At 54.1% G+C, this 27,000-nt stretch carries 20 protein-coding genes and 2 pseudogenes; 15 read left to right on the top strand and 7 right to left on the bottom strand.

The annotated features are described in order from the left end of the window. The first annotated feature begins 17 nt into the window (after positions 1-17). The 13 genes from alaS to D9V82_RS02105 all read left to right on the top strand — a co-directional run bounded on the left by alaS (position 18) and on the right by D9V82_RS02105 (position 12,705). Positions 18-2,702 (top strand): alanine--tRNA ligase, encoded by a 2,685-nt coding sequence (alaS, locus tag D9V82_RS02165; RefSeq protein WP_121910763.1) that lies wholly within the window; start codon positions 18-20, stop codon positions 2,700-2,702. Between the two features lie 9 nt (positions 2,703-2,711). Continuing rightward, positions 2,712-3,263 carry a Holliday junction resolvase RuvX gene (ruvX, locus tag D9V82_RS02160; protein ID WP_121910762.1) on the top strand — a complete coding sequence of 184 codons (552 nt, stop codon included), beginning with the start codon at positions 2,712-2,714 and terminating at the stop codon, positions 3,261-3,263. Between the two features lie 37 nt (positions 3,264-3,300). Continuing rightward, the gene (gene mltG / locus D9V82_RS02155; RefSeq protein ID WP_121910761.1) at positions 3,301-4,482 is read left to right on the top strand and encodes an endolytic transglycosylase MltG; all 1,182 of its coding nucleotides are present in this window, start codon (positions 3,301-3,303) and stop codon (positions 4,480-4,482) included. Positions 4,483-4,527: 45 nt separating this feature from the next. Then, positions 4,528-5,346: a shikimate dehydrogenase gene (locus tag D9V82_RS02150; RefSeq protein WP_121910760.1), complete on the top strand. Its 819-nt coding sequence runs from the start codon at positions 4,528-4,530 to the stop codon at positions 5,344-5,346. Between the two features lie 71 nt (positions 5,347-5,417). Continuing rightward, the gene (locus D9V82_RS02145; RefSeq protein WP_121910759.1) at positions 5,418-5,858 is read left to right on the top strand and encodes a prepilin peptidase; all 441 of its coding nucleotides are present in this window, start codon (positions 5,418-5,420) and stop codon (positions 5,856-5,858) included. Between the two features lie 21 nt (positions 5,859-5,879). Continuing rightward, a complete protein-coding gene (gene aroC / locus D9V82_RS02140) occupies positions 5,880-7,091 on the top strand; it encodes a chorismate synthase (RefSeq protein ID WP_121910958.1) in 1,212 nt (403 codons plus the stop codon). A gap of 3 nt (positions 7,092-7,094) precedes the next feature. Beyond that, the gene (locus tag D9V82_RS02135) at positions 7,095-7,631 is read left to right on the top strand and encodes a shikimate kinase (protein ID WP_121910758.1); all 537 of its coding nucleotides are present in this window, start codon (positions 7,095-7,097) and stop codon (positions 7,629-7,631) included. A gap of 60 nt (positions 7,632-7,691) precedes the next feature. Then, the gene (aroB, locus tag D9V82_RS02130) at positions 7,692-8,762 is read left to right on the top strand and encodes a 3-dehydroquinate synthase (RefSeq protein ID WP_121910757.1); all 1,071 of its coding nucleotides are present in this window, start codon (positions 7,692-7,694) and stop codon (positions 8,760-8,762) included. 2 nt (positions 8,763-8,764) lie between these two features. Further along, positions 8,765-9,193 carry a type II 3-dehydroquinate dehydratase gene (gene aroQ / locus D9V82_RS02125; RefSeq protein WP_121910756.1) on the top strand — a complete coding sequence of 143 codons (429 nt, stop codon included), beginning with the start codon at positions 8,765-8,767 and terminating at the stop codon, positions 9,191-9,193. Positions 9,194-9,303: 110 nt separating this feature from the next. Next, positions 9,304-10,410: an aminopeptidase P family protein gene (locus D9V82_RS02120; protein WP_121910755.1), complete on the top strand. Its 1,107-nt coding sequence runs from the start codon at positions 9,304-9,306 to the stop codon at positions 10,408-10,410. A gap of 138 nt (positions 10,411-10,548) precedes the next feature. Further along, the gene (efp, locus tag D9V82_RS02115) at positions 10,549-11,112 is read left to right on the top strand and encodes an elongation factor P (RefSeq protein ID WP_121910754.1); all 564 of its coding nucleotides are present in this window, start codon (positions 10,549-10,551) and stop codon (positions 11,110-11,112) included. Between the two features lie 9 nt (positions 11,113-11,121). Further along, on the top strand, positions 11,122-11,760 hold the full coding sequence (nusB, locus tag D9V82_RS02110) for a transcription antitermination factor NusB (protein ID WP_121910753.1): 639 nt from the start codon (positions 11,122-11,124) through the stop codon (positions 11,758-11,760). Positions 11,761-11,850: 90 nt separating this feature from the next. Beyond that, entirely contained in the window at positions 11,851-12,705 is an 855-nt protein-coding gene (locus D9V82_RS02105) for a PPK2 family polyphosphate kinase (protein WP_121910752.1), read from the top strand. Between the two features lie 155 nt (positions 12,706-12,860). Here the strand turns inward: D9V82_RS02105 and D9V82_RS02100 are convergent, their stop codons facing one another. After that, a complete protein-coding gene (locus tag D9V82_RS02100) occupies positions 12,861-13,358 on the bottom strand; it encodes a YbjN domain-containing protein (RefSeq protein WP_121910751.1) in 498 nt (165 codons plus the stop codon). Beyond that, positions 13,351-13,842: a YbjN domain-containing protein gene (locus D9V82_RS02095; RefSeq protein WP_121910750.1), complete on the bottom strand. Its 492-nt coding sequence runs from the start codon at positions 13,840-13,842 to the stop codon at positions 13,351-13,353. The genes D9V82_RS02100 and D9V82_RS02095 overlap by 8 nt, the downstream gene beginning before the upstream one ends. A 227-nt stretch (positions 13,843-14,069) precedes the next feature. Between D9V82_RS02095 and D9V82_RS02090 the strand changes: the two are divergent. Both D9V82_RS02090 and D9V82_RS12545 read left to right on the top strand, forming a co-directional pair. Beyond that, positions 14,070-15,270: pseudogene (locus D9V82_RS02090) on the top strand (IS3 family transposase). Between the two features lie 38 nt (positions 15,271-15,308). Next, a pseudogene (locus tag D9V82_RS12545) lies at positions 15,309-15,731 on the top strand (integrase core domain-containing protein); the annotation flags it as partial. 294 nt (positions 15,732-16,025) lie between these two features. Here the strand turns inward: D9V82_RS12545 and D9V82_RS02080 are convergent. The 5 genes from D9V82_RS02080 to D9V82_RS02060 form a co-directional block, all read right to left on the bottom strand. Then, on the bottom strand, positions 16,026-18,911 hold the full coding sequence (locus D9V82_RS02080; protein ID WP_239088644.1) for a TrlF family AAA-like ATPase: 2,886 nt from the start codon (positions 18,909-18,911) through the stop codon (positions 16,026-16,028). Between the two features lies 1 nt (position 18,912). After that, positions 18,913-21,846, bottom strand: coding sequence for a restriction endonuclease (locus tag D9V82_RS02075; RefSeq protein ID WP_121910747.1), 2,934 nt, complete (start codon positions 21,844-21,846; stop codon positions 18,913-18,915). Positions 21,847-21,855: 9 nt separating this feature from the next. After that, complete coding sequence (locus D9V82_RS02070; RefSeq protein WP_121910746.1) at positions 21,856-22,830, bottom strand: DNA methyltransferase; 975 nt, start codon at positions 22,828-22,830, stop codon at positions 21,856-21,858. Between the two features lie 106 nt (positions 22,831-22,936). Continuing rightward, positions 22,937-23,767 carry a site-specific DNA-methyltransferase gene (locus D9V82_RS12540; protein WP_121910745.1) on the bottom strand — a complete coding sequence of 277 codons (831 nt, stop codon included), beginning with the start codon at positions 23,765-23,767 and terminating at the stop codon, positions 22,937-22,939. Between the two features lie 25 nt (positions 23,768-23,792). Continuing rightward, complete coding sequence (locus D9V82_RS02060; RefSeq protein ID WP_420826864.1) at positions 23,793-26,681, bottom strand: SNF2-related protein; 2,889 nt, start codon at positions 26,679-26,681, stop codon at positions 23,793-23,795. Positions 26,682-27,000: the final 319 nt, after the last annotated feature.

Here is a 27,000-nt window from a genome sequence, read left to right as displayed (position 1 = left end):
AGTTAGGATTTTTGCTCGTGAAGACCCATGAGATCCGGCAACGGTTTACTCAGCACTTCGTCAATTCTGGTCACGAGGTTGTCCCCAGCGCCTCTTTAATACTGGATGACCCTAACCTGCTTTTCGTTAACGCGGGCATGGTGCCTTTCAAACCCTATTTCTTAGGCCAGCAGACCCCACCATTCCCGCAAGGCCTTGCCACCTCAATCCAAAAGTGCGTGCGCACTTTGGACATTGAGGAAGTCGGCATTACCACTCGCCATAACACTTTCTTCCAGATGGCGGGGAACTTCTCCTTTGGCCAGTACTTCAAGGAAGGCGCCATCTCCAATGCCTGGGGCCTGTTGACCAGAGATGTAGCGGATGGCGGTTTCGGCCTTGACCCGGATCGCCTATGGGTCACGGTGTACCTCGATGACGATGAGGCGGCGGAAATCTGGCGGGACAAGATTGGCGTACCAGAAGAACGCATCCAGCGCCTGGGCGTGGAAGATAACTATTGGTCCATGGGCGTGCCGGGGCCATGCGGCCCCTGCTCGGAAATCTATTACGATCGCGGGCCTGAATACGGCAAAGATGGCGGCCCGGTTGCAGACGATAACCGCTACATGGAGATCTGGAACCTCGTATTCATGCAAAATGAACGCGGCGAGGGAACCGGAAAGGGCGATTTTGAGATCGTCGGCGAGCTACCGAAGAAAAATATCGATACCGGCTTAGGCATCGAGCGTCTCGCCTGCCTTTTGCAGGGAGTAGACAACGTCTACGAGACAGATCTGCTACGCCCAGTTATTGACGTAGCCGAGGAACTTACCGGTGCCACCTACGGCGAGAAGGCAACGGAACAAGATAATATCCGCTTCCGCGTGGTGGCTGACCACTCACGCACGGGCATGATGCTTATCTTGGACGGCGTGACGCCAGGAAACGAGGGCAGGGGCTATATCCTGCGCCGCTTGTTGCGCCGTATCATTCGCTCAGCAAAGCTGCTTGGCGCCCAGGGAGCTACTATGGAGCGCTTAATGAATACGGTTATGGACACCATGACCCCGTCTTATCCTGAAATCGCAGACAATCGCGAGCGAATCCTCCGCGTGGCTATCAACGAGGAAAAGGCGTTTTTGAAGACGCTAGAATCTGGCACCAAGCTTTTCGATGAAGCTGTGGACGACCTGCGCTCTACCCACCGCGCAAAGACCCACAAGGTGCTCTCCGGTGACAAGGCCTTCGAGCTTCACGATACCTACGGTTTCCCCATCGACCTGACCCTGGAAATGGCGCAGGAAGCCGGCCTCGACGTCGACATGGAAGGCTTTAATGCCGCCATGGGTGAGCAGCGCCGCCGTGCCAAGGCCGATAATCAGGCCAAGAAACACGGTCACACCGACCTTTCTTTGTACCGCGACTGGGTGGATAATAATCCCACCGTATTCACCGGTTATGAGGAATTGGCCTCGGGCGCAAACGTCATCGGCCTTGTCAAAGATGGCCAAAAGGTCAACGAGGTGCACGAAGGCGACGAAGTTGAGGTCATTTTGGACTACTCGCCGCTCTACGCCGAGTCTGGCGGACAGATGGCTGACCGCGGACGCATTTCTGCGGGCGAATCGCTTGTGGAGGTCAATGACGTCCAGAAGATTGGCAAAAAGCTATGGGTACACAAGGCTTCCGTCATCGCTGGTGGGCTCGATCTTGGCATGTCCGTCGAGGCCTCCGTAGATGAGAAGTGGCGCCACGGTGCGACCCAGGCGCATTCAGCCACCCACCTTATTCACGCCGCCCTGCGGCAGGTGTTAGGGCCCACCGCCGTGCAGGCAGGATCCCTGAATCGTCCTGGCTACCTGCGCTTCGACTTCAACTACACCGAGCAGTTGAACCAGGAGCAACTAGAAGAAATCGCCCTAATTACTAACCAGGCGATCGATTCCAATCTGGCTGTCAACACTACCGAGACCTCTTTAGAAGAAGCCAAGGCGATGGGCGCCATGGCACTGTTTGGAGAAAGCTACGGCAACCAGGTGCGCGTGGTGGAGATCGGTGGCCCATTTTCCATCGAGCTCTGTGGCGGCACCCACGTTAGTTCCTCGGCAGAAATCGGCCCCGTCTCTGTGCTAGGGGAGTCCTCGGTAGGCTCCGGTGCCCGCCGCATTGAGGCGTACTCCGGTATGGATGCATTCCGGTATTACTCGAAGGAAACCGCACTGTTAGAGGGCGTATCCCGGGAGCTAAAGGTGCAGTCTGAGGAGCTTCCAGAGCGCGTTTCGCAGCTTGCGGAACGGCTGAAGGCCGCCGAGAAGGAAATCGAAGGACTGCGCAAGGCGCAATTGACCGCGCGTGCCGCTGAAATCATTGATTCGGCCATCGAGATTAATGGTATTAAGACCATTACACTCCAGCTTCCTGATGGTACCTCGGGCGGCGACCTGCGCACTGTCGCCACCGACATCCGTAACCGCATGAAAGATACGGCCGCTGTCATCGTCCTTGGCGCAGTGGATAAGGGTAAGTTCCCGTTCATCGCCGCTGTTACGGGCAAAGCAGTAGACCAGGGCGTGAAGGCCGGGGACATTGTCAAGCGCCTCGGCGAATACGTCAACGGTCGCGGTGGCGGCAAGCCAGACATGGCTCAGGGATCCGGCACGGCGGCGGAAGGTGCGCAGCGGGGCTTCGAGGCCGTCAAAGATCTTTTGCAATCGCGATAAGGCTTCATTGTGGCAAAGGTTGAACCAGATGTACCCGGAGTCAATGACCCAGGCGAGGGCCGACGACTCGCACTCGATGTCGGAACAGTGCGAATTGGCGTCGCGGTATCCAACCGCGAGGCCACCCTTGCTACCCCTGTAGAAACTGTGCCCAGGAAGACCGGTTTCAAAGACCGCGACCAAGAAGATATTGTTCGAATCCTCGAGCTTATTCAGCAATATTCTGCAGTAGAAGTCATTGTTGGTCTCCCGCGTGATTTACGAGGGAATGGATCAAAAAGTGTCAAACACGCTAAAGAAATCGCGTTTCGAATTCGCCGCCGCTTGAAACAAGATGCAAATATAGATAGAGTTCCTCCATTAGTACGCTTGGCTGATGAACGTTTGACAACGGTAGCGGCAACCACTGCGCTGCGCGCGTCCGGCGTGTCCGAAAAGAAGGGCAGGAAAATCATTGACCAAGCTGCAGCGGTGGAAATACTACAGTCCTGGCTGGATGGGCGTGCCAACGCGCTCCGCCAGGATGATGTAGTAGCCCAGCCTTCAAACTCAGGAGACTAAACACGTGAGCCGTAACCAACAACGCCTCGGGCGATCAATGGATGATAAGCACGTCAAGCGGCGCCAGCGCGGGATCGCCGTGGTGGTCGCTTCCGTCATCGTCATTCTCGGAGCTCTGATTTACATCGGAGTACGCATCGGCACTTCTTCGGCCGACTATGAAGGAACCGGAAACGGCACCACGCAATTGGTGGAGGTTCCCGAGGGATCTTCGATGTCCGAGTTGGGCCCCACGCTGGTGGAAAAGAATGTGGTCAAGACTCGAGAGGCATTCGATGCTGCAGCATCGATGAACCACAACGCTAGCCAAATTCAGCCTGGCTTCTACAGGCTGCAAGAAGAAATGAGCGCTGCAAGTGCGGTAGAGGCACTGCTCGATGAAAATAACCGCGTAGACATGCTTGAGGTGCAAGGCGGTGCTACCTTGGCAGATGTCAAGGTCGTCGGCGGCGATGTACGCTTCGGTATTTACTCCCTTATCTCCCAAGTCAGCTGTGATGATGGCAATTGTTTGACAAAGGAGGAGTTGGAACAAGCAGCGGCGGAAACCGATCCGAAGGAGCTGGGCGCACCCGCTTGGGCACTGGACGCTATTAATAAGCGTGGTAATGACCCGAAGCGCATTGAGGGCCTAATCGCCCCAGGCCAGTATGTCTTGGATCCAAATATGAGCGCCAAGGATATCTTGAAAGACCTCATCACCCGCTCTGCCAAGCACTATGAGGAAAGCAACATCGAAAATCGCGCCAAGGCCATTGGACTATCGCCGTACGAGCTATTGACGTCCGCTTCCTTGGTGGAGCGGGAGGCACCTGCCGGTGAATTCGACAAGGTTGCCCGCGTTATCCTCAACCGCCTCGCTGAACCAATGCGCCTGGAATTTGACTCCACCGTTAACTACGGGCTGGAGGATGTCGAGCTGGCAACCACTGATGAGGCACGTGCGGAGAAGACACCATGGAATACCTACGCCAAGGAAGGCTTGCCGGATACGCCGATTGCCTCGCCATCTGATGAGGCAATCCGCGCGATGGAAGAACCGGCCGATGGTAGCTGGAAGTTCTTCGTCACCGTGGATAAGGACGGCACCACTGTGTTCTCTGATACCTACGATCAGCACCTTGAACGCGTAGATGATGCCATCCGTTCCGGCGTCCTCGACTCGCAGCGCGAGGCTGAAGGGGCAGGATCCGCTGACGGCAACGCCGCCTCTAATTAACCGGCTAAGTAGCCCTAGGAACAATTAGAATGCTTGAGAATTCCTATGCCGCGCGCCGCAGTACTCGGTAGCCCCATCTCACACTCCTTGTCGCCAATCCTGCACAACGCAGGGTATGCCGCCGTTGGGCTCAAGGAGTGGTCCTATACCCGCTTCGAGGTAACGGCCGAAAGCCTCGCTCCGTTTTTGGAAGAATGTGGTCCCGAGTACCGTGGCTTTTCCGTGACCATGCCCGGAAAATTCGCTGCGCTCGAGGTTGCGGAAGAACGAAGCGAGCGGGCAGAACTCATTGGTTCCGCTAATACCTTGGTGCGCACCCCCCACGGGTGGCGTGCAGACAATACCGACACCGAGGGGATGCTCGGCGCCCTGCAAAAACTCTGTGGACTCCGCCCTCTAACTCAGGTCCTGATCATCGGTGCAGGTGGAACCTCCCGCCCAGCGCTGTGGGCTTTGGCAGAACGAGGTGTCGAGCACGTTACCGTTTTGAACCGCTCGAACCGCCAAGCAGAGCTCCAGCCGCTGGCTGAGCGGCTAGGACTTGATCTGCAATACGCAACTTTTGACGATGATCTCGGGGTTCTTTCCCGCTCCGCAGATGTGATTATTTCCACCATTCCGTCGGCTGCGTTAGAGGACTATCGCTTCCAGCTTGCCCACGCCCCCGTACTCGACGTAATTTATCACCCGTGGCCTACGGCGCTCGCCGCCTGTGCTGCTGCTAACGGATATTCCACCGTGGGCGGGCATGTCATGCTGGCGCATCAAGCATTTAGCCAATTCGAGCAATTCACCGGCCTGCGCGCCCCACGCGAGGAGATGGTGGCGGCCCTGCAGCAAGAGCTTCGCCTCCTCAATTTCTAACCTCACTGTGAATACGCCCTTGTGCGCCGACTTCTCATGTGGATCGACGCCTGGGCGCTTATTCTTAAGGCATGGGGATTTTCGGGGGAATAATTTACGGGCTGTGGGCGGCCGCTTTGTCATGGTGGGATATTCGCGAGAGGCGCTTGCCGGATGTGTTGACCATCCCCGCTGCGGTCTTATCGGTCACTTTTGTTAATTGGGGCGGCTTATTCTGGCCGTTGCTGTATCTCCTGGTCGCGCTGCGGGGTGCCGGCATCGGCGGGGGAGATATTAAATTGGCCTTCCCGCTGGGCATGCTTGTCGGCGCTATGGCAGGACCATTGGCCGTCATCATCGCCTGTGGTGGAGCCGCTGGGCTCACGTTGTTGGCAAGTGGTGTCGCACGCGGCAAAGATAACCTGCCCCACGGGCCCTCGATGTTGGTATCCGCTGGGCTGGTTATGGCCTTATATACCCTCTTTGAGGGGGAGGCGAATATATTGGGGTGCCCAGTTGTTCCTTGTGGATAGGTGCCGTGCGATAATACCCGCATGCTTCGTTGGACTACCGCTGGTGAATCCCACGGCCAGGCACTTATCTCTATGATGGAACACATGCCGGCCGGAGTGCCCATTACCCGTGCTGATATTTCCCGGCAGCTTGCGCGGCGTCGCCTAGGTTACGGCCGTGGTGCGCGCATGAAATTCGAAGCCGATGAGGTAACGCTACTCGGTGGCGTCCGACATGGACTGACCATTGGTAGCCCCATTGCCATCATGATCGGCAATACCGAATGGCCAAAGTGGACAACCGTCATGTCCGCAGATCCCATAGATATGGACGATGAAGACGTAGCGAAGGCGATGAGTTCGGGCCGGGGTGCCCCCTTGTTACGCCCGCGCCCAGGCCACGCCGATTTCGCAGGCATGGTGAAATACCACCACAGCGAAGCCCGCCCCATCTTGGAGCGTTCTTCAGCCCGGGAAACTGCCGCACGGGTTGCCGTCGCGACTGTAGCGCGCAATTTCCTGCGGGAAACATTGGGTGTGGAGGTTTTTTCTCACGTGATTTCCATTGGCGGATCGCAGCCCTATGCGGGTCCTGCCCCGAGTTTTGCAGATATCGAGGCCATCGATGATTCTCCGGTGCGCGCCTTTGACAAGGACTCGGAATCCGCGATGGTTTCAGAGATTGAAGCCGCAAAGAAGCAGGGCGATACTTTAGGCGGAATCGTCGAGGTGATTGTCGATGGCCTACCGATTGGCCTGGGCTCACATATCTCGGGCGATGACCGCCTGGATGCGCAGCTTGCGGGAGCTTTAATGGGCATTCAGGCTATTAAGGGCGTAGAAATCGGCGATGGCTTCGCAGAGGCACGTCGACGTGGTTCCGCGGCCCATGATGAGATGGTGCGCACCGAGGAAGGTATAGCGCGTCTCAGCAATCGGGCCGGGGGCTTGGAAGGCGGCATGACGAACGGGCAGCAATTGCGGGTCCGGGCCGCTATGAAACCGATTTCTACGGTGCCGCGGGCGTTGCACACAATTGATATGGAAACCGGTGCCGCTGCTAGCGCAATTCACCAGCGCTCAGATGTCTGCGCCGTACCGGCCGCAGGAGTCGTGGCCGAAGCCATGGTGTCACTTGTGCTAGCACGCGCAGTTTTGGATAAATTTGGCGGGGATAGCTTGAGCGAAACCTCCTGTGCCATTGCTGCATATGAAGAATACGTAGCGCAGAGACTCGCCTTTAACCAGGAGTAACTGATGACAACGCCAACTGATGTAACGGGACAACCACATACTTGCGTCGTTCTGATTGGCCCGCCCGGGGCGGGGAAGTCAACGATTGGCCGCAGGCTTTCACGTGCGCTGAATTGCGATCTGGTGGACTCGGATTACCTGATTGAACTGGCTGAGGGAAAACCCTGCGGTGAGGTTTTTAGTGAAAAAGGCGAACCAGCGTTTCGCGAACTTGAGGCTGAACATGTTGCTGCAGCCCTGCGCAAGGGTGGGGTGGTAAGTCTTGGCGGGGGTGCGGTGCTGACTGACTCCACGCGTGAGCTTCTGGAGCGCCACACCGTCGTATTCCTCGATATTTCCGCTGAGGAAGGTGCGCGCCGCACGGCCGGCGATCCTAACCGGCCGGTGCTAGCAGCAGATAACCCGGTTGAACATTATCGCTCCATCGTAGAAACGCGCAGGCCCTTCTACCTGGAAGTCACAGATTTTCGCGTGCGCACGGATACTCGCTCCCCGCAGCAGGTTGTGGGCGCTATCCTGGGCTTTTTAGAAACCCTCTAGGCGGGGTCACACCGATCCGCGTAATCCTGCAGGCTAGCGCTCCGTAGAAAGGACAAAATTATGCCTACCATTACCGTCAACGGACCAAGCCCTTATAAGGTCCGCATCGGAGCTGGCCTGAGCGAAGATATCGCGCGGCGCTGCGCGGACACGGGTGCTGGCAAGGTGGCAATTATCTTCCCGCCAGCGTTGCGTACCGCCGCAGAAGAGCTCGCGGAATCTGTACATGCGCAGGGCATAATTCCATTGTTGTGCGGGGTACCGGATGCTGAGGCGGCCAAGCAACTTAGCGTGGTGGGTACTGTGTGGGACCGCCTGGGTGAAGCCGGCTTTAGCCGTAGCGATGTCGTGATTGGTTTAGGCGGCGGGGCAACCACGGACATGGCGGGTTTTGTCGCCGCCGGATGGATGCGCGGAATAAAAGTGATTCAGGTCCCCACGACCCTTCTCGCCATGGTTGATGCTGCGGTGGGCGGAAAAACTGGAATCAATACGAAGGCCGGCAAAAATCTCGTTGGAGCCTTCCACGAGCCGGACTCTGTATTCGTTGACTTAAAGCGCCTAGAGACCCTCCCACAGGCGGAAATTGTGGCTGGTTCTGCTGAGATCATTAAGACTGGGTTCATCCATGATCCGGTCATTGTGGAGCGGTACGTGGAAAATCCAGGTGCTTGCCTTGACTCACATGGTGGCTTGGCAGAATTGATCGAACGTTCCATTGCCGTGAAGGCTGCGGTGGTGGGAGAAGATCTCAAGGAAGCCGGGCTGCGCGAGACCCTCAATTATGGGCATACCTTCGGCCATGCCGTGGAAAGACAGGAAAACTATGTGTGGCGCCATGGCAATGCGGTAGCCATAGGCATGATGTTCATTGCCCACTTGTCCCGTCAGCGAGGCCTGATAGATGCAGAACTGGTGGATTTGCACCGCAGCATCTTGAGCAGTATCGGTCTGCCTACGACGTATCAATCAGGCAAATTCGCGCAATTGTATGAGGCAATGACCCACGATAAGAAAAACCGGAATGGGAAAATCCGCTTCGTGGCGCTTACTCGTGTTGGGGCGACGACGCGGATAGAGGGTCCTACGCGCGAAGAATTGGAAGCGGCGTATGCCGCCCTTTTGGAGTAGATATGAAAATCGTTGTTCTTAATGGTCCGAACTTGAATAGGTTGGGCAAGCGCCAACCGGAAGTATATGGTTCTACGACGTTAAATGATGTTGAGGAATTGGTATCGAAGCGTGCAGAGTCGCACGGGGTAGACATCGAGTTCTTCCAGTCTAATTGTGAAGGTGAACTCATTGAGAAAGTTCACGAGGCTGCCGATGCAGGCAGCGCGGTTATCATTAACCCAGGTGGGCTGACGCATACCTCTGTCGCGTTGCGCGATGCCTTAGCAGAGATTGCCGATGGCCCTGGTTTCGTCGAAGTGCATATCTCCAACGTGCATGCCCGCGAAGAATTCCGCCATCATTCTTATTTAAGCCCCATTGCCCGTGGTGTTATCGCTGGCTTGGGGATCTTTGGGTACTGTGCCGCGGTGGATTATTTGTGCCAATAATTGGCGGCCCGAACCGCGGCCTCTTAAACCTAGGCACCATTGCTGCGCAAATAAATATAGTGGAAGAGTAAATCTTTTAACTTCACTCCGATCCCGCAAAGGATGATTTTATGGCACTTGCAGATACCCGTTTCAGTGATCGTCGCCGGAAGCTGGCCGCTAAATTATCAGGTCAGCGTATCGACGCGGTATTGGTAACCCACTTGATCCACGTGCGGTATTTGTCCGGATTTTCTGGCTCCAATGGTGGGCTGCTGCTGCGCAAGGATCTTTCCGCCCTTATGGCCACCGATGGTCGTTATACCACCCAGATTGCCCAGGAAGTTCCCGATCTAAAGGCGGTAGAGGGCCGTGGTACAGGCAAGGTGCTCCTGCAGCAGTTCGAGGATGCTCAGTCTCCGGTTCGCGTTGGCTTCGAAGCTGACTATGTGTCTGTATCGGAATTAGAAGAGCTGAAACAATCTGCACCGGATGGTGTTACCTTGGTACCCATCTCTGGTGTCATTGAAGATATCCGTATCACGAAAGATCCTGTAGAGCTGGAAAAGCTGGAGGAGATCGCAGGGATTGCTAACCAGGCGTTGGAAGACCTTCTTGCTGCCGGTGAGTTGCGGGCGGGCCGCACGGAGCGCGAGGTTGCGGCGGACCTGGAATTTCGCATGCGTATGCTGGGATCGGAGCGGGTGAGCTTCGACACCATCGTGGCCTCTGGCCCGAACTCTGCACTGCCGCACCATGGGGCAGGTGATCGCGTGATAGAAGATGGGGACTTGGTCACCATTGACTTTGGTGCGCACCTGCGTGGATTCAATTCTGACTGCACCCGCACCTATGTCGTGGGCACGGCAAATGATTTTGCCAAGGAGATCTACGATGTGGTGCTGCGCGCCCAACAGGCTGGTGTCGCGGCTGCGGTAGCTGGGGCTTCGCTTGTTGATGTCGATGCTGCCTGCCGCACCATTATCTCTGATGCCGGATATGGCGACTACTTCGTCCACTCCACCGGGCACGGCGTGGGCTTGGATGTGCACGAAGCTCCCTTTGCCGCCACTACCGCTAAGGGAAATCTGGCCCCTGGAATGACCCTTACCATCGAGCCGGGTGTGTATGTGCCGGGTAAGGGCGGCGTGCGCATCGAAGATACGCTTATCATTACCGCTGGAGTGCCGAAAATTATTACTACAGCCTCCAAGGATTTTACGGAGCTGCCGGCATAGGTAGGTTTGGTTCCGTGACTGCACCTGCCTAAGGTCGGAGATTTTAGGGGTACCGGTGGCCCAGTGGGTCCGCGCTATCCGGTAGGCTTATACTTTGCTTTCAACCTTTCAACCACAACATTCGGGAGTTTAACCGCAATGGCTGATACTACTGATTTCAAGAACGGACTCGTTCTCAAGATTGACAACAAGCTGATGCAGATCACCGAGTTTCAGCATGTGAAGCCGGGCAAGGGTCCAGCGTTCGTGCGCACCAAGCTCAAGGACGTTGTCTCCGGCAAGACCGTGGATAAGACCTGGAACGCGGGCGTCAAGGTAGAAACCGCCACGGTGGACCGCCGCGACATGACCTACCTGTACAACGACGGCACCAGCTATGTCGTCATGGATGAAAAGACCTTCGAGCAGTTTGAGCTCTCGCCGGAGAAGTTTGGCGATGCCGCCCGTTTCCTCCTTGAAAACATGCGCGTGCAGGTCTCCTTCCATGAGGATGAGGCATTGTTCGCGGAGCTTCCTATCTCCGTCGACCTCAAGGTAGAGCACACCGAGCCGGGTCTGCAGGGTGACCGTTCCTCTGGCGGCACCAAGCCCGCCACGCTGGAGACCGGCGCGGAAATCCAGGTTCCGTTGTTCATTGAAATTGGCAATGTACTAAAGATCGATACCCGCACCGGCGAGTACCTTTCCCGCGTCAGTAACTAGGGCTTTATCTTGTCTGATAACACTGCTAAGCGGGATATCAATTATAAACGGCATACCGCGCGCTACCGGGCTCGCCGACGTGCAGCGGATATCCTCTATGAAGCGGAGAATCGTGACGTCGATCCCGTCGCCATCGTTGAGGATCGCGTTGCCTTGGCTCGCGAAGATCGCTACGCGGTAGCGCCGATTGCGGATTACACCAAGGTCATTGTCCAAGGTGTGGCAGAAGAGCTAGACGCGATCGATGATAAGATTTCGAGGCACCTTTCCCAGAATTGGGAGCTGCACCGGATCCCGGCCGTCGACCGCGCTATTCTGCGCGTATCGGTCTGGGAGCTGCTATTTAACCCGGACGTTCCCACAGCGACGGCGGTCGTGGAAGGCGTGGAGTTGGCCTCGCAGTATTCTAACGATCAAGCCGCACCGTATATCCACGCCGTCTTAGATGACGTCGCGCAATCTCGTTCGGAGCTGAGCCCGATGAATAACGGCGGCGATGAGGAAGAAAGCGACGCCGCGGCAGCCAAGGACTCCCAAGAGGACTCCGCGGCCTCGACGCACGCAGAGGCGCCAGGGGAGCCAGAGGAGCCCGAAGAGCCAGCCTCGGCTGCTGAACCGGAAGCAGACGCGGAAGAGGAAAACTCTTAATCCAACTCTTTACCTGTCTCCCGCTGCGCTGTGCCGCGGGAGACAGCCGGTTCGCACGGTCCATACCGTGGCGTTTGTACAATAATTGCCATGGGTAAATTTAAGATCAAAGATGCGCTTGACCTGCGCGCTGGAAAGACCTTTCGGCTTGCCGATGTCGATCCCACGGCGACTCCAGGTTTCGACGGCTCGAAGTCTGACTTAGGGGACCGCTTCGAACGCTATGACGATGAGCTTTATGATTTGCAGGAGCGCCTTTTTGCCAATGGTAGGGCGCATGCCGATGATGCACCCTCATTATTAGTGGTCCTGCAAGGAATGGATACCTCCGGCAAAGGCGGGGCGATTCGCCATGTCTTTTCCGTCTTTGATCCGCAGGGCACGAAGACCGTGGGCTTTGGCAAGCCCACGGAAGAGGAAATGCAACACGATTTCCTGTGGCGCATCCGCAAACACGATCCGGTTCCTGGCCAAGTAGTGGCCTTTGACCGCTCCCACTACGAAGATGTCCTGATTCAACGCGTGCACGAGTGGGTAGATGAGGAAGAGATCGACCGCCGCTTTGAGGCGATTCGTGATTATGAACAAGAGCTCGCAGGAAAACGGGTAAAAATTCTCAAAGTCTTTTTGCACATCTCGCCGGAGTTCCAAAAGGAAAACCTCATCGAGCGGACTGAGCGCGAGGATAAGTTCTGGAAGTATGATCCTTCCGACCTTGAAGAGCGCGGCTATTGGGATAAGTACATGGCAGCGTACGAAGATGCCATCCGCCGGACGGATGAACTCTGGGCACCGTGGTTTGTCATTCCTACGGATAATAAAAAATACGCGCGTATGGCCTTGAAATATCTCATCGTCGATGCACTGCGGCACCTGAACCTGTCGTGGCCCGCACCCGAATTCGATCCAGAGGCAGAAAAGCAGCGCATTTTAAATGCGGACTAACCGCGGCGCTTAGAATCCGCCAAGGAGCAAGGCACCCAAAAAACCCGCACTTTCGCCGCGCGTCGCGACGCGCGAATCCGAGCGTAGAGGCGGGCGAAAAGTGCGGGGATGGGGACTAGGAAAAGGCAGGTTAGGCGTGTTCAGGCGACGTGAAATTATTCCTCGCCGCCGTTGCTGGCCTGTGCCGCGGTTTCAGATCCGTGCTTGGCCATTTCTTCAGCAGCAGCAACCATCGCGTCCTGGCCGTTGAGGACAGCATCGACGGCCTTCTTCAAAGCGGTGGTGAGCTGCTCATCAGTCATTCCGGCTGCAGCGGGAATATCGCGCTCGGTGCGGACGACGAGCATATCATCATGCTCAGAAATAACTGCCCGCGCGCCGAAGGACACAGAGTTGATCTGGTTGGCGGCGAGGAAGAGCCCGGCATCGGCCTTGGAAAATGAGGCATCAGTTGGCACGTCGCAGCGCACGATGACAACGGAATCCAGGACCGCAAACATGGTAGGCAGGCCATTGAGGTTGGCAGTAGCAGCGTCGATTTTGGCCTCCACCTTGGTCAACTCAATGTCAAAGGTGGCCATGGCGGCAATGACGCGGTCCAGATCGACCTCGGGCAAATTATTAGCGGTGGATGTGGTCGATGCATTAGTCATGGTTACGCTCCTCCCAGGTGACAAGCTGCGGGTAGTGCTCCTCTATAAAGGCCATGGACTGCAGCATCGAGTCCAAGGTAGACATCACGAAGGCACCGAGTTGGTTGCGGGACAGGCCGTGGGAAATGTTGATTTCGCGAACGCCGGAGACAGCCAGATTATTTTCGGATGATTCAAAAAAGCGCAAAGTAGGCGCGAAGTGCTGTTGGTTCCACTGATTGAGAACCATGAGTAACTGCGGGCCCTCAGAGGCTGGTGCATTACCGCGCCAGACGGAGTCCGCCACGAGGACATCATCACGCACCTGCAGGGCAATGGCGATATTGGAAAATCCGGTGCGCAAGATCTTTACCGTCTCGCCTTCGCCGACGGTCTGTTCTTCTACGCGGTACTGGAGCTTCTCGGAGTCAAAAATCTCACCAATGCGCTCGAGGGTTACGGCCTCAATAAGCGTATCGGGATACAGGGTTGGTTCTTCAGACACGTAAGTAGTCTCAATCCATGTACTAATCGGGGATAATGGTCAACCCTGCCTAGTTTACCTAACTACACCGGCGCTTTCTGGAAAGTGAGGTTACCCTCGTTTGGTGGACACCTGATTAGTGCGGATCGTGTGTCCGTAAGAGAGGATGTTCAGTGGGACCTGACCCCCATTTGGTGGACACCTGATATCCAACCCAGTCGAGTTGCCAAGAAAGGTAATCTACCACCATGTCCAGGTACTCCGAACAGTTCACACGCGACGGTGTGGTCCTCTACGAAAACAATGAAAACCTCTCGCTGAACTCAGCATCAGCCGAGCTCGGAATCAACCGTGCCTCGCTACATTCATGGGTCACCAAGTACGGCACCGGCAAACGCGCCCGCATAAAAGCCGTGCAGGATAAAGCCCAAGCGGCAAATGAATCGTGAGACGCATCCGCCAGTGAGAGAAAGGAAAACGCGAAGCTGCGCGAAGAACGCGATATTCTGCGCAAGGCTGCGAAATATTGTGCTTAAAGCAACTCACTAGAGTTCTGCTTCCAGTTTGTCTATGACCACCGAACCGAGTACTCGGCTCACACGGATGTGCCATGTGTTAAAGCTGAATCGTTCCTCGTTTTATACATGGGTCCACACCCGTGGAAAGCGCAGGTTAAAGATGTGTTCCGATGCCCTTATTGGTGTAAGAATCGCAACCATCTTTGATGATGAGCTTGGTCTTTACGGCGCTAAACGCATCGCCGCAAGCCTGAACGAGGACACGGCGTTTACCCCGGTTAATCACAAGAAAGTTGCACGCATCATGAAAGCCATGGGCCTTTAAAGGCTTTACCAAACGCCGCCGATGCATCACTACCAGGCGCAAGCCTGGCCACCGCGTCATGCCGGACTTAGTAGGCCGTAAATTCACAGCCAGCGCGCCGAACCGTGTTTATGTTGGCGACATTACATACCTGCCCTGTAAGGGTGGCACAAACATGTATTTGGCCACAGTCATTGACACGTATTCACGCAAAATTGCAGGTTATGCACTCGCAGACCACATGCGGGTCTCACTGGTTATCGATGCTTTAGCTCACGCACATGGTGTGTGTGGCAGCCTTGACGGGGCCATTTAACATTGACGATCACGGCAGTGTGTATACCGCGCAAACCTTCAGAAATTACTGCTCGTCGTTGGGTGTGCGCCAGTCCATGGGAGCGGTAGGAACGAGTGCTGATAATGCCTTGGCAGAATCGTTTAACGCCACGCTCAAGCGGGAAGTGCTGCGTGATAGGAAGATCTTTGACGATCCGATGACCTGCCGGCAGGACGTCTTCCGGTGGTGCATGCGCTTGTAACACGCGCCGGCGGCACTCCTGGTGCAACCTTGTAGCCCCTGATGTCTTTGAAACCGAGACTTCAGCTACGTGGACCAAAGCAGCATAGCTAGCCCCCGATGTGTCCACTTTGCGGGGGTCGGGCCCCTGGGCCAGGCTATGGATAGCGTTCAAGATACATACATGGTTGAGCGGGCCCTACGGATGGCACATACACTTCCGCGGTGACGTTGCTGACGGGCTGGTGTTTCACGCTGACCGGGGGACGCAATTTACCAGCGAGCAGCTCTGGGAGGTGTGCCGCAACCTAGGGGTTGCTCAATCCGTGGGGCGTACCGGAGTGTGCTTCGATAATGCGATGGCCGAGTCGTTCTGGTCAAACGCTTAAGACTTAAGTTCTACGACCGGAAGCGCTGGCCAACCCGTGATGCCGCACACAAGGATGTGGCTTACTGGATTGAGGTGGTCTACAACCGTCGGCGTCGGCATTCCTCACTGGGGATGGTCAGCCCCGTCGATTTCGAGAACCACATCACCCAAACCAGAAACGAAGAAAAAGTAGCTGCCTAACCACGAGGTAGCTCCACTCCGTGTCCACGATTTGCGGGCAACCCCATTGGAACCTCGAAGGGTGGCATCCAAGGGATCGGGTGTTGCCCTTCTTGTGGTTCCCCGCCTGCTCATTACGTGTCCATCTCCCGAAAAGAACACTGCCAAGTCCGCCACAGAGCACAAACGATTCGTCAGAATTAGTGAAGGTGTTGTTCGACAGACAGGCTACCGGCGGTGGGATCGATGATTGTATTAACGATGGTGTGTGACTGGAAGCGAACATTCACTTCCCGGACACCCAAAGTTCGGTCACTACAGGTTGTACTTTTGACGTCGTTTGATGAATGCCGTCTCACCTCCGTCCAGGATGTCTACGACGTGTTCCCGAATGCCGGCTCGATCGAGTTCGAAAGCTGCATTAGGATCTTTCCCAGATTCTTCAAGTGCCCCTGACAAATAATCGAATGTTCGGGCTGCCTCATTTGGTCGGTCGTCGCCATTTCTGTTGGCCACTAGTACGAGCTCTGCATCAGCACCAACGACTAGATTCGCATTATGGGTAACCATAATGATTTGGCGCCGGTGCTTTTGTTGTTTCAAGAAGGAAACGATTTCGGAGAAGATGGATTTGCTATCCAGATCATCTTCTGGCTGATCAATCAACAGTGGCCATGTGTCGCTTGAGTCACTCAAAATCAGTGTGAGGGCGAAGAGCGCTTGCTTTCCTGGGGTCATCGTTGATTGTCTGAATCCGCCAATGGTGTCGCCATCCATCTCTGCAGAGAACCGAAAATCGGGAGACGCTTTCAGAATAGATTTTGCAACCATCTCCGGATCGGAGCCCTTGAGGAGTGTGATTTGTTCGGACGCCATTATCTCCAGGAAATGACCGGGGCTATTCTGAATATCGTTGATGCGTGTCTGCTCATTTTCGTGCAGAAGATCCTTGTTGCCCCGTTTAGAAATCGGTTTGAAGATTGATTCTAGGTTCTCCTCTGTAAATTGACTCTCCAGTGAGAGTTTAAGTTTTTCCTCTACCAATAGCCTTTGGGAGTTAAAATCCTCGACTGTTTGCAGTTCTAGGTCAATCCTGTTTGAAATCAGATCGCTGATGGTTTTAGAGCAATGAGAAAGCTGGTTCTCTGTTTCTTTCTTTCGCTCCAGGTGCTTATTGAGCTCGTTTTGCTTGTTTTCAATCTGGAAAATCTTTTGGCGCTCGACAGCGATTGCTGAGTTGCTTTTAACTCGTTCAAATAGGTTATTGTGGGTGGAGAGAAGTTGGGTAAGTTGTTTCTTGCTCTCTTTAATCAACGCTTTGTTATTACTGATTAACACGGCAATTTTGCTTCCCAGTTCGATCTCAAGAGATTTCTTTGCATCGGAGACTATTTGATTCAGGGGTGAAAGATCCTCTGGGTAAGCGATTTCCGCGAGCTCTTGAAAGTTTACCTCCAGGCGAAGAAATTCAGACTTATATGCAGGCTCGCCGGAACTAGATGTTGTGATCAGAGATTCCGCTAGCGGGACGAGCTTCTTCGCGCCTCGAATATTCTCTTCGAGGGTTTTTATCTCATCCTGTGCGGCTTTGCTTTGCGCAAGTTCATCCTGGGTGAGATTCGCTGACTTGCTAAGCAATGCAATTTGATTTTGGATTTTCTTCTTTTCGTTAGAGAGAGCCTCAGAATCTGGAAGTTTATTGATCGTAGCAGCTATTGATTGAACGGAATACCAATGATGGAACCATTCTCCCACCGCGGTATCAATTTGGGTCTGCAAATCCTTTATTTTATCTTGATTCGTGCTGTACGACTGATATAATTCCTGGTTGTTCTTCTCTATTGCAGGAACAATGTATTCATTCACTTGTTCCGGCTGGGAGCTGAGTTGATTGAGAAAGTTTTGTGGAATATAGACTAGGTAGCCGCCTTCGGCGGATCCATTTCGCCAGTTGATTTGGCAGAAGTCGTTTTCCACCGTGGACCACTTATAGCCGGCAGCAGGTCCTGGCTCGATGATTCCACATTTTTTCTGTGCTTTAATCGTCCCATCTTGGGAGATCGCATAAGCGATGTGCGAAAGTAGAGAAGACTTGCCAGAAGATCTGCTTCCAATGATGGCATTCAATCCTGGGTTGAGCTCAATCCGTTGCGGAAAATTAGCGGTGTTTTTGAACTCCACAGAATCGATTACTAAATAGTCCTCTTTAGCATCAGGTGACAACTCCTGCAGCATCACCCTACTGTCTGGTTCTACTAAAGTTTGTAGTAACCCGTCCCATGTAGGTTTAGCTTTCACCCAAGTTGTTTCTGCTTGATTATTCCCTTCGGGAATTGTTTTTCCTAGTGCATTCTCCAACCGTTCGAAGTCATGCGCATCGCAACCTCCGAAAGTCGGATGGGGTGCAAATTTTCTATCATCTGAGCTAGACCGTATTTCGGGTCGCAGCCAGTGGTCGCGGCTACTCGAGTTCGCAAAAATTCCATGAACGCGAAGGTCGATTTCATCAATTAAAACGGCATTTCGGTCCTTTGGGCTTTCTTTAGCACCGGAGGTCTTGTCTTTTCCTGGGGATATCCCGTCCTTTTTCCCCGAGGCAATCAAGTAAGTGGCATCGTACAAGTTGGAGTCTTCGATGCCATCGAAACTAGCCTTAGCTGCCTCGAGGCAAGCTTCAAACGATACCGAGAGTGTTTTAACCGCGTTTTCATCCCAGTCTCTTGAATCCCAAACTGATAGCTTCTTAGTGCCTGATGGGGATGACTGGATCAGTTTTAGGTTACGTAGGAAGTTCTCGGCTTCGTCTTCGGTTAGACTATCCGGAAATAGCATATGAAAGTTGACGTGCTGGCCTGAGCTGTTCACAGCATTGGAAAGTCTGAGCTCAAGGTTAGGAAAGAAGACCTTTTGATCTTCAGGGTAGCGTTCTTTGTATTCCTTGATAAAAGCAAAGTACGTATTAAAGGTGAAGTAGTCGGTTATGCCGATAACGTCTACATCCGAAGCGTGGATGATTTGACAGAATTTATCCCAAATTTTTTCGGAGGCAGCCTCCGAGTGATTGATAGTTTTACCGTCGATCATGTACTGATCATTTTGGCGAGTACCAGGAGCATGCACGTGCAGGTCCCATTTCCGCCATTCTGATCCTTTGTTTAATGCCCGTCCAGCGGAGCGGGTAGCCGTAGTCTGTTTCGTCATCTTAAATATTCCAATTCCCCGGGACTGCCTTCGCGTAGTCAACCCCGATTGTCTTGAAGTGCTCGTAGGCGGCATCGATCTTGGCCTGCTCGGTTGTGCGCAGGAGATGCTCGATCATCGTGCTCTTTGTTTCGCGGATCATGTACAACTTGTCTTCGCCGTCTACCTGTTTCACGATTGCCCAGTCGGGGTTGTATGGTCCGACCGGGGTATCAATCTTGAACTTCGGCGGTAGCTTCAGGAATAGTTTGATGTCCTCGCGGTCGTCGAGGAGTTCGGCGAATCGGCGCTCGGCTTCGGAGTCGTAGACGACGAAGTCGTAGTCGGTTTTCTCGCGGTTCTTGACCTTGTACAGGTTGTCAAGGAAGTATTGCTTTTCTTCGATGCCGTCTTGCTGAAGTTCGGTGAGCGAGTACACGCTGCCGCCGATCTTTTCATATTGCACGCCTTCGGTGACGATTGCTGCTAGTTCGACTTCGATGATGCCTTTGACCATCTTGATGTAGTCGTTGGGGTTGGAGATGAACTCGTCAAGGCGGTCACTCTGGATGAGGATGTCGATGATTGTTTTGCGGGTGAGCGACGTTGCTTCTTGGAGCTCAGACACGATGTCGGGCAGTTTGTACCCACCTCGCAGCTCAGCCGTGCGGCTGCTTGTTTCTGAACCTTTGGTGCCGCCGCGAGCGACAGCCAACCGGGCTTTCTTCACTTCGATTCGAAGGGGCGCAATCTCTTCAGCCTTCTTGATCTTCTGTACCGAGTTCTTGATCAATACATCGCGATCAACTGAGACGCTATAGGTCGTGCGTTGGCTGACCTTCTCCCAAAAATCTTCGAATTCGCGCGATTGAAAGTACAACTGCTTGTTTAGCTCGCGCGTCGTTCGAGCACGCTTTGGTTTTACGTAGTGCTCAATCTTCGCTCGGCGTAGTACCTCGATGACTGCTTCTTCTACCGGGCTGTACTCTGTTGCCAGGCCGAGGGAGAACTCGTCGGCATCCGGGGTGAACGATGCGGTGACGAAGCCGTCTTTGTTCAAGAAGCCTCGCTGTTTCAGGTGTTCCCAGATCTCGGCGGATGTAGTATAGCCTAGGTTTTCTTGCTGTTCCGCGTCGGCTTTCGGCAGCTTGGCAAAGTCGCCCTTGCGGATGTACCCAATCGCCACTCCAGCCTTCTTGTATTCCTTTTGAAGGTTGGTGGCGAACTCTTGGTAGGACTCATTAGCTACGACGGTGAGTTGGGCTACGGAACGGTCCGCTACGCGCTCGCCGGTCTGGTTCACGGGCAGTCGCAGTCCACGTCCGATTGTTTGGCGGCGCTCGGTCTCGGAACCCATTTCACGCAGGGTACAAATTTGAAATACGTTCGGGTTGTCCCAACCTTCGCGCAGCGCAGAGTGGGAAAAGATGAACCGAACCGGTTCGTCTTCGCTCAGCAGTCGGGCCTTGTCCTTCATGATGAGGTCGTAGGAGTCATCATCCTTGGCCGTTACACCTGACGTGTCTCCGTAGACGCCTTTTTTGATCTGCGAGAAGTAAGCGCGCCGCAGTTCAATTGGGTCCTGCGGGAGCAGGTCTTTGTATTTCGGGAATCGGTCTCGCTCCTCAATGAAGAGCTCGTCGAACCACTGGGCAAACTTGCCGTCGGCAGTGGTGTTGTCGGCACCGTCTCCGAGGTAGCTGACCACTTTATCCACGAAGAAGAGGCTCAGCACCTTGATACCGAGCGGTCGCATCAGCGATTCCTTGCGGAAATGCTCGCGGATGGTTTCGCGGATCATTTCGCGGTATACGGTCTCGTCGTTGCCACCGATCGTGTCGCCGACTTGGAGAATGCCGTGGTTGGTCAGCTCGATGAACCCTGGACCCTCGAGGTTGATTTCATTGATTCGCCAGTTGTTCTCATATGCGGGATTACCCGTGATCTTCTCTAGGTCTTGATTCTGCTTCACCTTCTTCACTTGGCGGGTTAGCGATCCGTCTTTCTTGCGGCACACCAACTCGAGGTTCGCCTGCCACGGATTGCTATCGATGGAAAGAAGTTTGATGTACGGCTTGGCGTCGCCACCATGCTCCGTGGCTTCCGCCACAACGATCTGTTTCACCAGTCCCAGCTCATGAGCATCCACCGGGTCCAAACGGTAGGTAAGGTTTCGCGTTTCGCGGTGCGTCGCACTGTAGCGAAGAATGAAGGCCGGATCCATGCCTGCCAGCGCCGTTTTGGATAGTTCAGACTCCATGTTCTGCGGCTCATCCATAATCAGAATCGGCCGTGTCGCACGCAGGAAATCGATCGGACGCAACCCGTTGAGCTTGTCGCGGGTTTGGTTCATGATCAAGTTGTTTCCGCGGCCACGCACGGAGCCGATCGTCATGATCATGATCTGAATGCCTGTCGCCGTAGCAAAGGATTGTACTTCCTCAGCGTTTTTACCGCTGTAGACCATATAGTCAAACGGCAACGCAGGGTATAGCTGGCGGAAGTGGTCGTGCATCAGCTCGATGCTTGTTTTCACGCCTTCGCGAATCGCAACGCTGGGCACAAGAATGACAAACTTGGTGAAGTTGTACTTCTCCGCCAGCTCAAAAATCGTGCGGAGGTACACATAGGTTTTGCCGGTACCGGTCTCCATCTCGATGTCGAACTGGAGGCCGTCAATAAGCTCCTTTGCTGGTTCAAGCCCCTGCTTGTTCTGTGCTAACTTGAGGTTGTCAAGCACAGTTGCTTCATCCAGCAAGAAGTTGTTGCCGACGGCCCCAACCTCTTCACTCAGATCTATGTCAAGCGCCTGGTTGTTGGTCTCTGGCAGCACTCGTTCGGTCTGGAGCGTTGTGAGAAAGTCCCCGGCGTCGTTCGGTTGGCCTTCGAACAGGTTGGTAACTGAATCAATCGCTTGAACCTGGTACTCCTGCTTGGCATCAAACTTGAATTTCATGTTGATCCCTTACGCCGTCCAAAGCTCGATGCCGTTGGTCTTGCAGATTTGGGCCAGGTTGGTTTTCAGCTCGTCGTCGCCTTGGAACGCATCCTCGAGCATGATGAACTGAGCTGGCTTGATCTCCATAGCTTCACGAAGCTGTGCCAGGGTCGGCTTGGTGTGTTCGTCAAGGTAAGCGAGCACCAGCGTGTCTTCGTCGCCGTCTTCGTTATCGACTCGGACCACCGCTTTATACGACAGACCGCCGATATTGCGGTCACGAATCTGCTCGACCAACGAGTGACCCTGCTTGATCAGAATCTCGGTGAAAAGATCATCAGGGGTAGCGTCGTCGTCAGCGCTTTCACGGAGATCCATCAGGTGCTGCTCGAGTTGGGTCGCGTCTAAGTCAGAGTTGGAACGCCACTTGGCGAAGTTGGTATCGGCGAGCTTGTAGGAGCGGAACCCGATATCCAATGCATTCTCACGGCTTTCAAATGCAGCTGAGTAGTCTTCGGATACCTTGGCACCCGCGAGGCGGATTCGTTCACGTGAAATATCCGCAATTGTGGCATAACCAGCTTTGTTGGCCACGGAATGTCTAGGGTTTGGTTCAGGAAGCTGTATGGCAACTACACGCCGTTGAATTCCATCCCTGATATTAGCATTGAAAACTGCGTGCGCAGTAGTCGCCGAACCAGCGAAAAAATCTAAAACAATGTCATTGTCTCTTAGATTTCCAAGCAAAACTAGATTTTCGACAAGTCTCGTCGGCTTAGGATTATCGAAGATCGATTTTACCCCGTCAAATAATTCCTCCAGTTCGGCGGATCCTTCCTGGTTACTCCCAAACTGATCGTGGTTAAACCAATTTGACGCTGCTTGCCCCTCCGCCTGCCGCTCGGATTGGAACTGCTTTTTTCGAGGAAGGCCAGCTCCATTCTTGGTGAATATAATGCGCCCGTCTTCTAGAAGTTTTTCAAAGGTTGCTTTTTCGCCCATCCAAGTTTCTGTATAGATTTGGCCAGTAGGCGTAGTAATACTGTATGATGAACCGCCTTGTCCAGAGCCCGCTTTCCACGGTTTTGAGTTCCAAGGCCCACGAGGGTCATCGTCGGGATTTGTAAATTTTCCTGTAAGCGGTAGCTTTCCAACCCCCTGCCTTTTTCAAGAAAACACTATTTCTTGAGTAAACCAAGATGTGTTCAGCTACAAGCCCGATTAACTTAGTTTTATCATTAGGCTGGTTGTGCCGCCGCCGCCAATGAATCGATCCTTCGAAATTATTTTCGCCGAATATCTCATCCAGTATCTTCTTCAAATGTGTGTATTCATCGTCGCTAATGGAGACAAAAATTAGCCCATCGTCGGTCAAAAGGTTCCTCGCAAGTTTCAACCGCGGGTACATCATGTTCAGCCAATTGGAGTGGTACCGGCCCTCGGACTCCGAGTTGGACGACAGCTTCTTGCCGTCCTCGTTGACCTGCTTGGACCACTCGAGGTATGTCTCGAGGCCCTCTTTGTAATTATCGGGGTACACGAAGTCTTTGCCAGTGTTGTATGGCGGATCGATGTAAATCATCTTGATCTTGCCGTGGTAGTGCTTCTGCAGAATCTTCAGCACTTCGAGGTTATCGCCCTCAATGAACACGTTCTTTGTGGCCTCCCAGTCTTTGGAGTTTTCCTTATCTGGGCGGAGCGTCGCTGTCGTCGGAGTCTGCGCTGCGCGCATAGCGCGTTTTTTGCCTGGCCAGAACAGGCCGAAGCGTTCGCTGGTGTCTGAGGCGTCGCCCTCGAGAAGCTCCTTGAGTTTCTCTACGTCAATCTTGCCGTCAGCAATCGCTTCGGGGGCCATTTCGGCGAGCTGCTCGGCCAGTTCGGTACGGAACTCGGGGCTGCTGCCAGGAACTTCGTTGATCATGTCTTGCTCTTCGCTCATTGTTCTTCCTTTTGACTATCTTCGTTTACGCCTTTATCTGCCACCGGATAGTGAACAGCTCTTTTTCATACCTCTTGCCTTGAAGCGACTGCCTAATCATAATAAGCAACTCGTCGATATTGTCACGCAGTTTTCGTTTCTCTTTTTGATATTGTTCCTCGATCGAATCGATTTCGTCGTCAAGATTTCGGGCCTTCTTTTTGAACCGCAGCTGCTCCATCGGGTCGTCGGCGCGAGTAGCTTTCCTGCGCAGGTCTTTTCGCTTCTTCTCAATCTCGCGGACAGCTTTCCTGCGCTCCGTGTCGAGGTCAAGGATCTGACTTTCAAACAGTTCTTCTTGCTGGTTGTAGTAGCTCGAGTTGCGGTGCTGAACTTCCTTTTCTAGAGACTCCCGCTGCTGCTCGATCGCTGCCGCTAACAGATCCGTGTTGAGCGGCCCAGCTATATCCAACGTGTCGACGACGCGCAGATCCATCATCTCTGCTGCATCTTCTTGGTTCAGTACTTCGCCGGACTCGGTGATGCCTGCAGCGAGCAAGTAACTCTCGGAAATATCGCTGTCGTCGGCCTTCATCTTGAATGTTAATCCCTGGACAGCGAGGGAACCGGACTGTCCAGCCAGTTCTTTCATACGGGAGCTCACGCGATCGGACTTGCTGATGTCGAACACGAGCGTCTGGCACGGCGTGTCCGCTCTCAGGGCACCATCGATGACGAACTTCGCCAGATCACTGTGGTAGCGGTACTGCTTGGAATTGTCGCTCGGCGAGGACTTGAAGTGATAACGGCCAGCTGCGATACCTTTAGACGGTGGCGCGTTTAGAACGAAGTTGCGGCCGTCGCCTTCAAATGTGGCCCTTCCTTGTAAGCCGCTTATGGTCAGGAGGAGAAGCAGCCGCTCAAACTTGTTCAGTACCTCACCAGACTGCTCGTCGTAGGACTTCAAGCGGTCACGAACTGACGGATCAAGGTTGTCGAAAACCTTCGCCTTCGCCCCAGCCATGTCCTCGCTCACAGCGGCGGCGTACTTCTTCTCAAGCTCCTTGAACGCCTGGTTGATCTCGTCAGCAGTGCGGTAGCTGTCGTAGATCTTCGCAATCTCCTGAGCGAAGTCGAAACCACTCTCAATGCGGCCCAGCACCTCGTCACTAGCGCCAAAGACGCTATCGAAGAGGTGGAATTTGTTCTCTAGTAACTCCAGGATGCGAGCCTCAGCTGCATTGCCCTCATTGAAGAAGTTGACGATGACAACGTCGTGCTTCTGGCCATAACGGTGAATGCGGCCGATTCGCTGCTCCACCCGCTGCGGGTTCCACGGCAGATCGTAGTTGATCAGCATTGAGCAAAACTGCAGGTTGATGCCCTCTGATGCCGCTTCCGTTGCGATCATGATCGAGCCGGATTCACGGAAGTAGTCAACAAGAGCTTTTCGACGATCCGCCGACGGGTTGCCGGTAATGACGTCGCTACCATCATTCTTTGTGAGCCACTCTTGATAAATCGCAGTCGCCTCAGGCGAATCGTTTTGGCCATTGAACAGTACCAGCCCTTCGGCATAACCCGCTTGGCGCAGGGTTTCCGCGATGAAGTTTTGGGTGTCGCTGTACTCGGTGAAGATGATGGCCTTTTCAGGGGCACCGATCTCACGCAGTCTCGCGAAGCCACGCTCAATGGCCTCACCGAGCTTCAGTGACTTCTGATTTTGGTGGATCGATTCGGCGAGCGTCGCGTACTCTCTGAGCTCATCAATCTCGCTCTGCACTTTCTTGCGGACTTCCGGGTCCGACCAGTCCTCGTGCTTCTCCACGAGGTCACCAAACGCCTCATACGCTGCCTGCTCCTCATCAAGCATGTCGTTGTCGAAATCGAACAGTGGCATACGATCGCTGTGCGGCTGACCTGCTGCCAGCTCCTCCGCCAGCCGATTCGCTGTTCTACGAAGCGTAATCCCCACGGCGTATGTTGAGGAACCCAATCGCTTGCGCATCACCTGCGAAGAAAGCGCTCGCTGCGAGTCATTGAACGCATACAAAGTATCGCGCTGGAGGTAGGCATTAACCAGGTCATAAAGATCCAGTTCCGCCTGTGAAGGCTGGAACTTCACGGTCAATGGGTCACGCTTGGTGAACCGGATGTACTTCTCTGCATCACGCCGTAAGGTACGCTTAGTCAACTGGCCGACGCGCTCCGCCAAGTCATCGGGGCTGAATCCGGTGCTTCCTGCCTTCACATACCGTTGGCGGAAAACATCGATAGATCGAAAGTGCTCTGGGTCGAAAATAGAGACAAGACCGTAGAGTTCTTCTAGGCGGTTCTGTAGTGGGGTTGCGGTGAGCAGCACTACCTTGTTTGTGCCATCAAAAACCTCACCCACCGAATGCACTACTTGGGCATGCTTCTTGCCCTTATAGAAGTTGCGTAGCCGGTGGGCTTCGTCGGCAACGACTAAGTCCCATGGGCGCATCAGATCCGCCTTGTTTTGTTGGACAAACTCGTAGGAGGCAATCAAGACCTGGCCAGGCGTCTTGTTGGCCAGGAGCCTTGCCTTGGATTTTGAGTCAAGTAGTTCGGATGGGATCAAGAACTTCTCGTACAGTTCCTGTTTCCACTGCTGACGGAGGCTGGCAGGAGCAACGATAAGAATGCGGCGTATACGCTCTGCCCAAATCTGCGTAATAACAATGCCTGCCTCGATCGTCTTACCGAGGCCAACTTCATCAGCCAACACGACGCCTCTTGTCGCGTTCCCCTTCAGCGCGAATAATGCTGCCTCAATCTGGTGAGGCTTGGGTTCCGCCTGGGCGTCAAAAAGCAGTCCTGCAAGCTTGCCGACATGGTCATTGGCATAACTCCGCTCAAGCTCGTGTGCGAAATACTTCGCTTGATAGTTGGAGAGGTGTTGTCCGAAGGAGATTCCGGGGTTCTCACTACGTGTGCTCTCCAGTACAGACTGGTCTGGGGCTCTGAATCATAATTTTCCCGATGTAGTGAAACTGCTTGCATGCGTCGGCGTTATTCAACTTTAGCGGGCGGGGCACGATGGGTTAAACGCTTCCAATAGATTTTCTTTCTATGCGGTGCCGTGTTGAACCCATTCATTCAATCAATCTAACTATTTAGAGTCAGCCTTGGGCCAGTCTTGCTACTTGACTTGTGAAGGTGGTTCGCTAGCGAGGAAGAGGGGAATTAGTAAGTTTTATTTAGTTGAGAGGCGCTATCAGGATTGAGGGAGG

Origin of the sequence: Corynebacterium macginleyi (genome assembly GCF_003688935.1) — a bacterium.
GTDB lineage: Bacteria > Actinomycetota > Actinomycetes > Mycobacteriales > Mycobacteriaceae > Corynebacterium > Corynebacterium macginleyi.
This window is presented reverse-complemented; position numbering and strand designations above follow the sequence as displayed.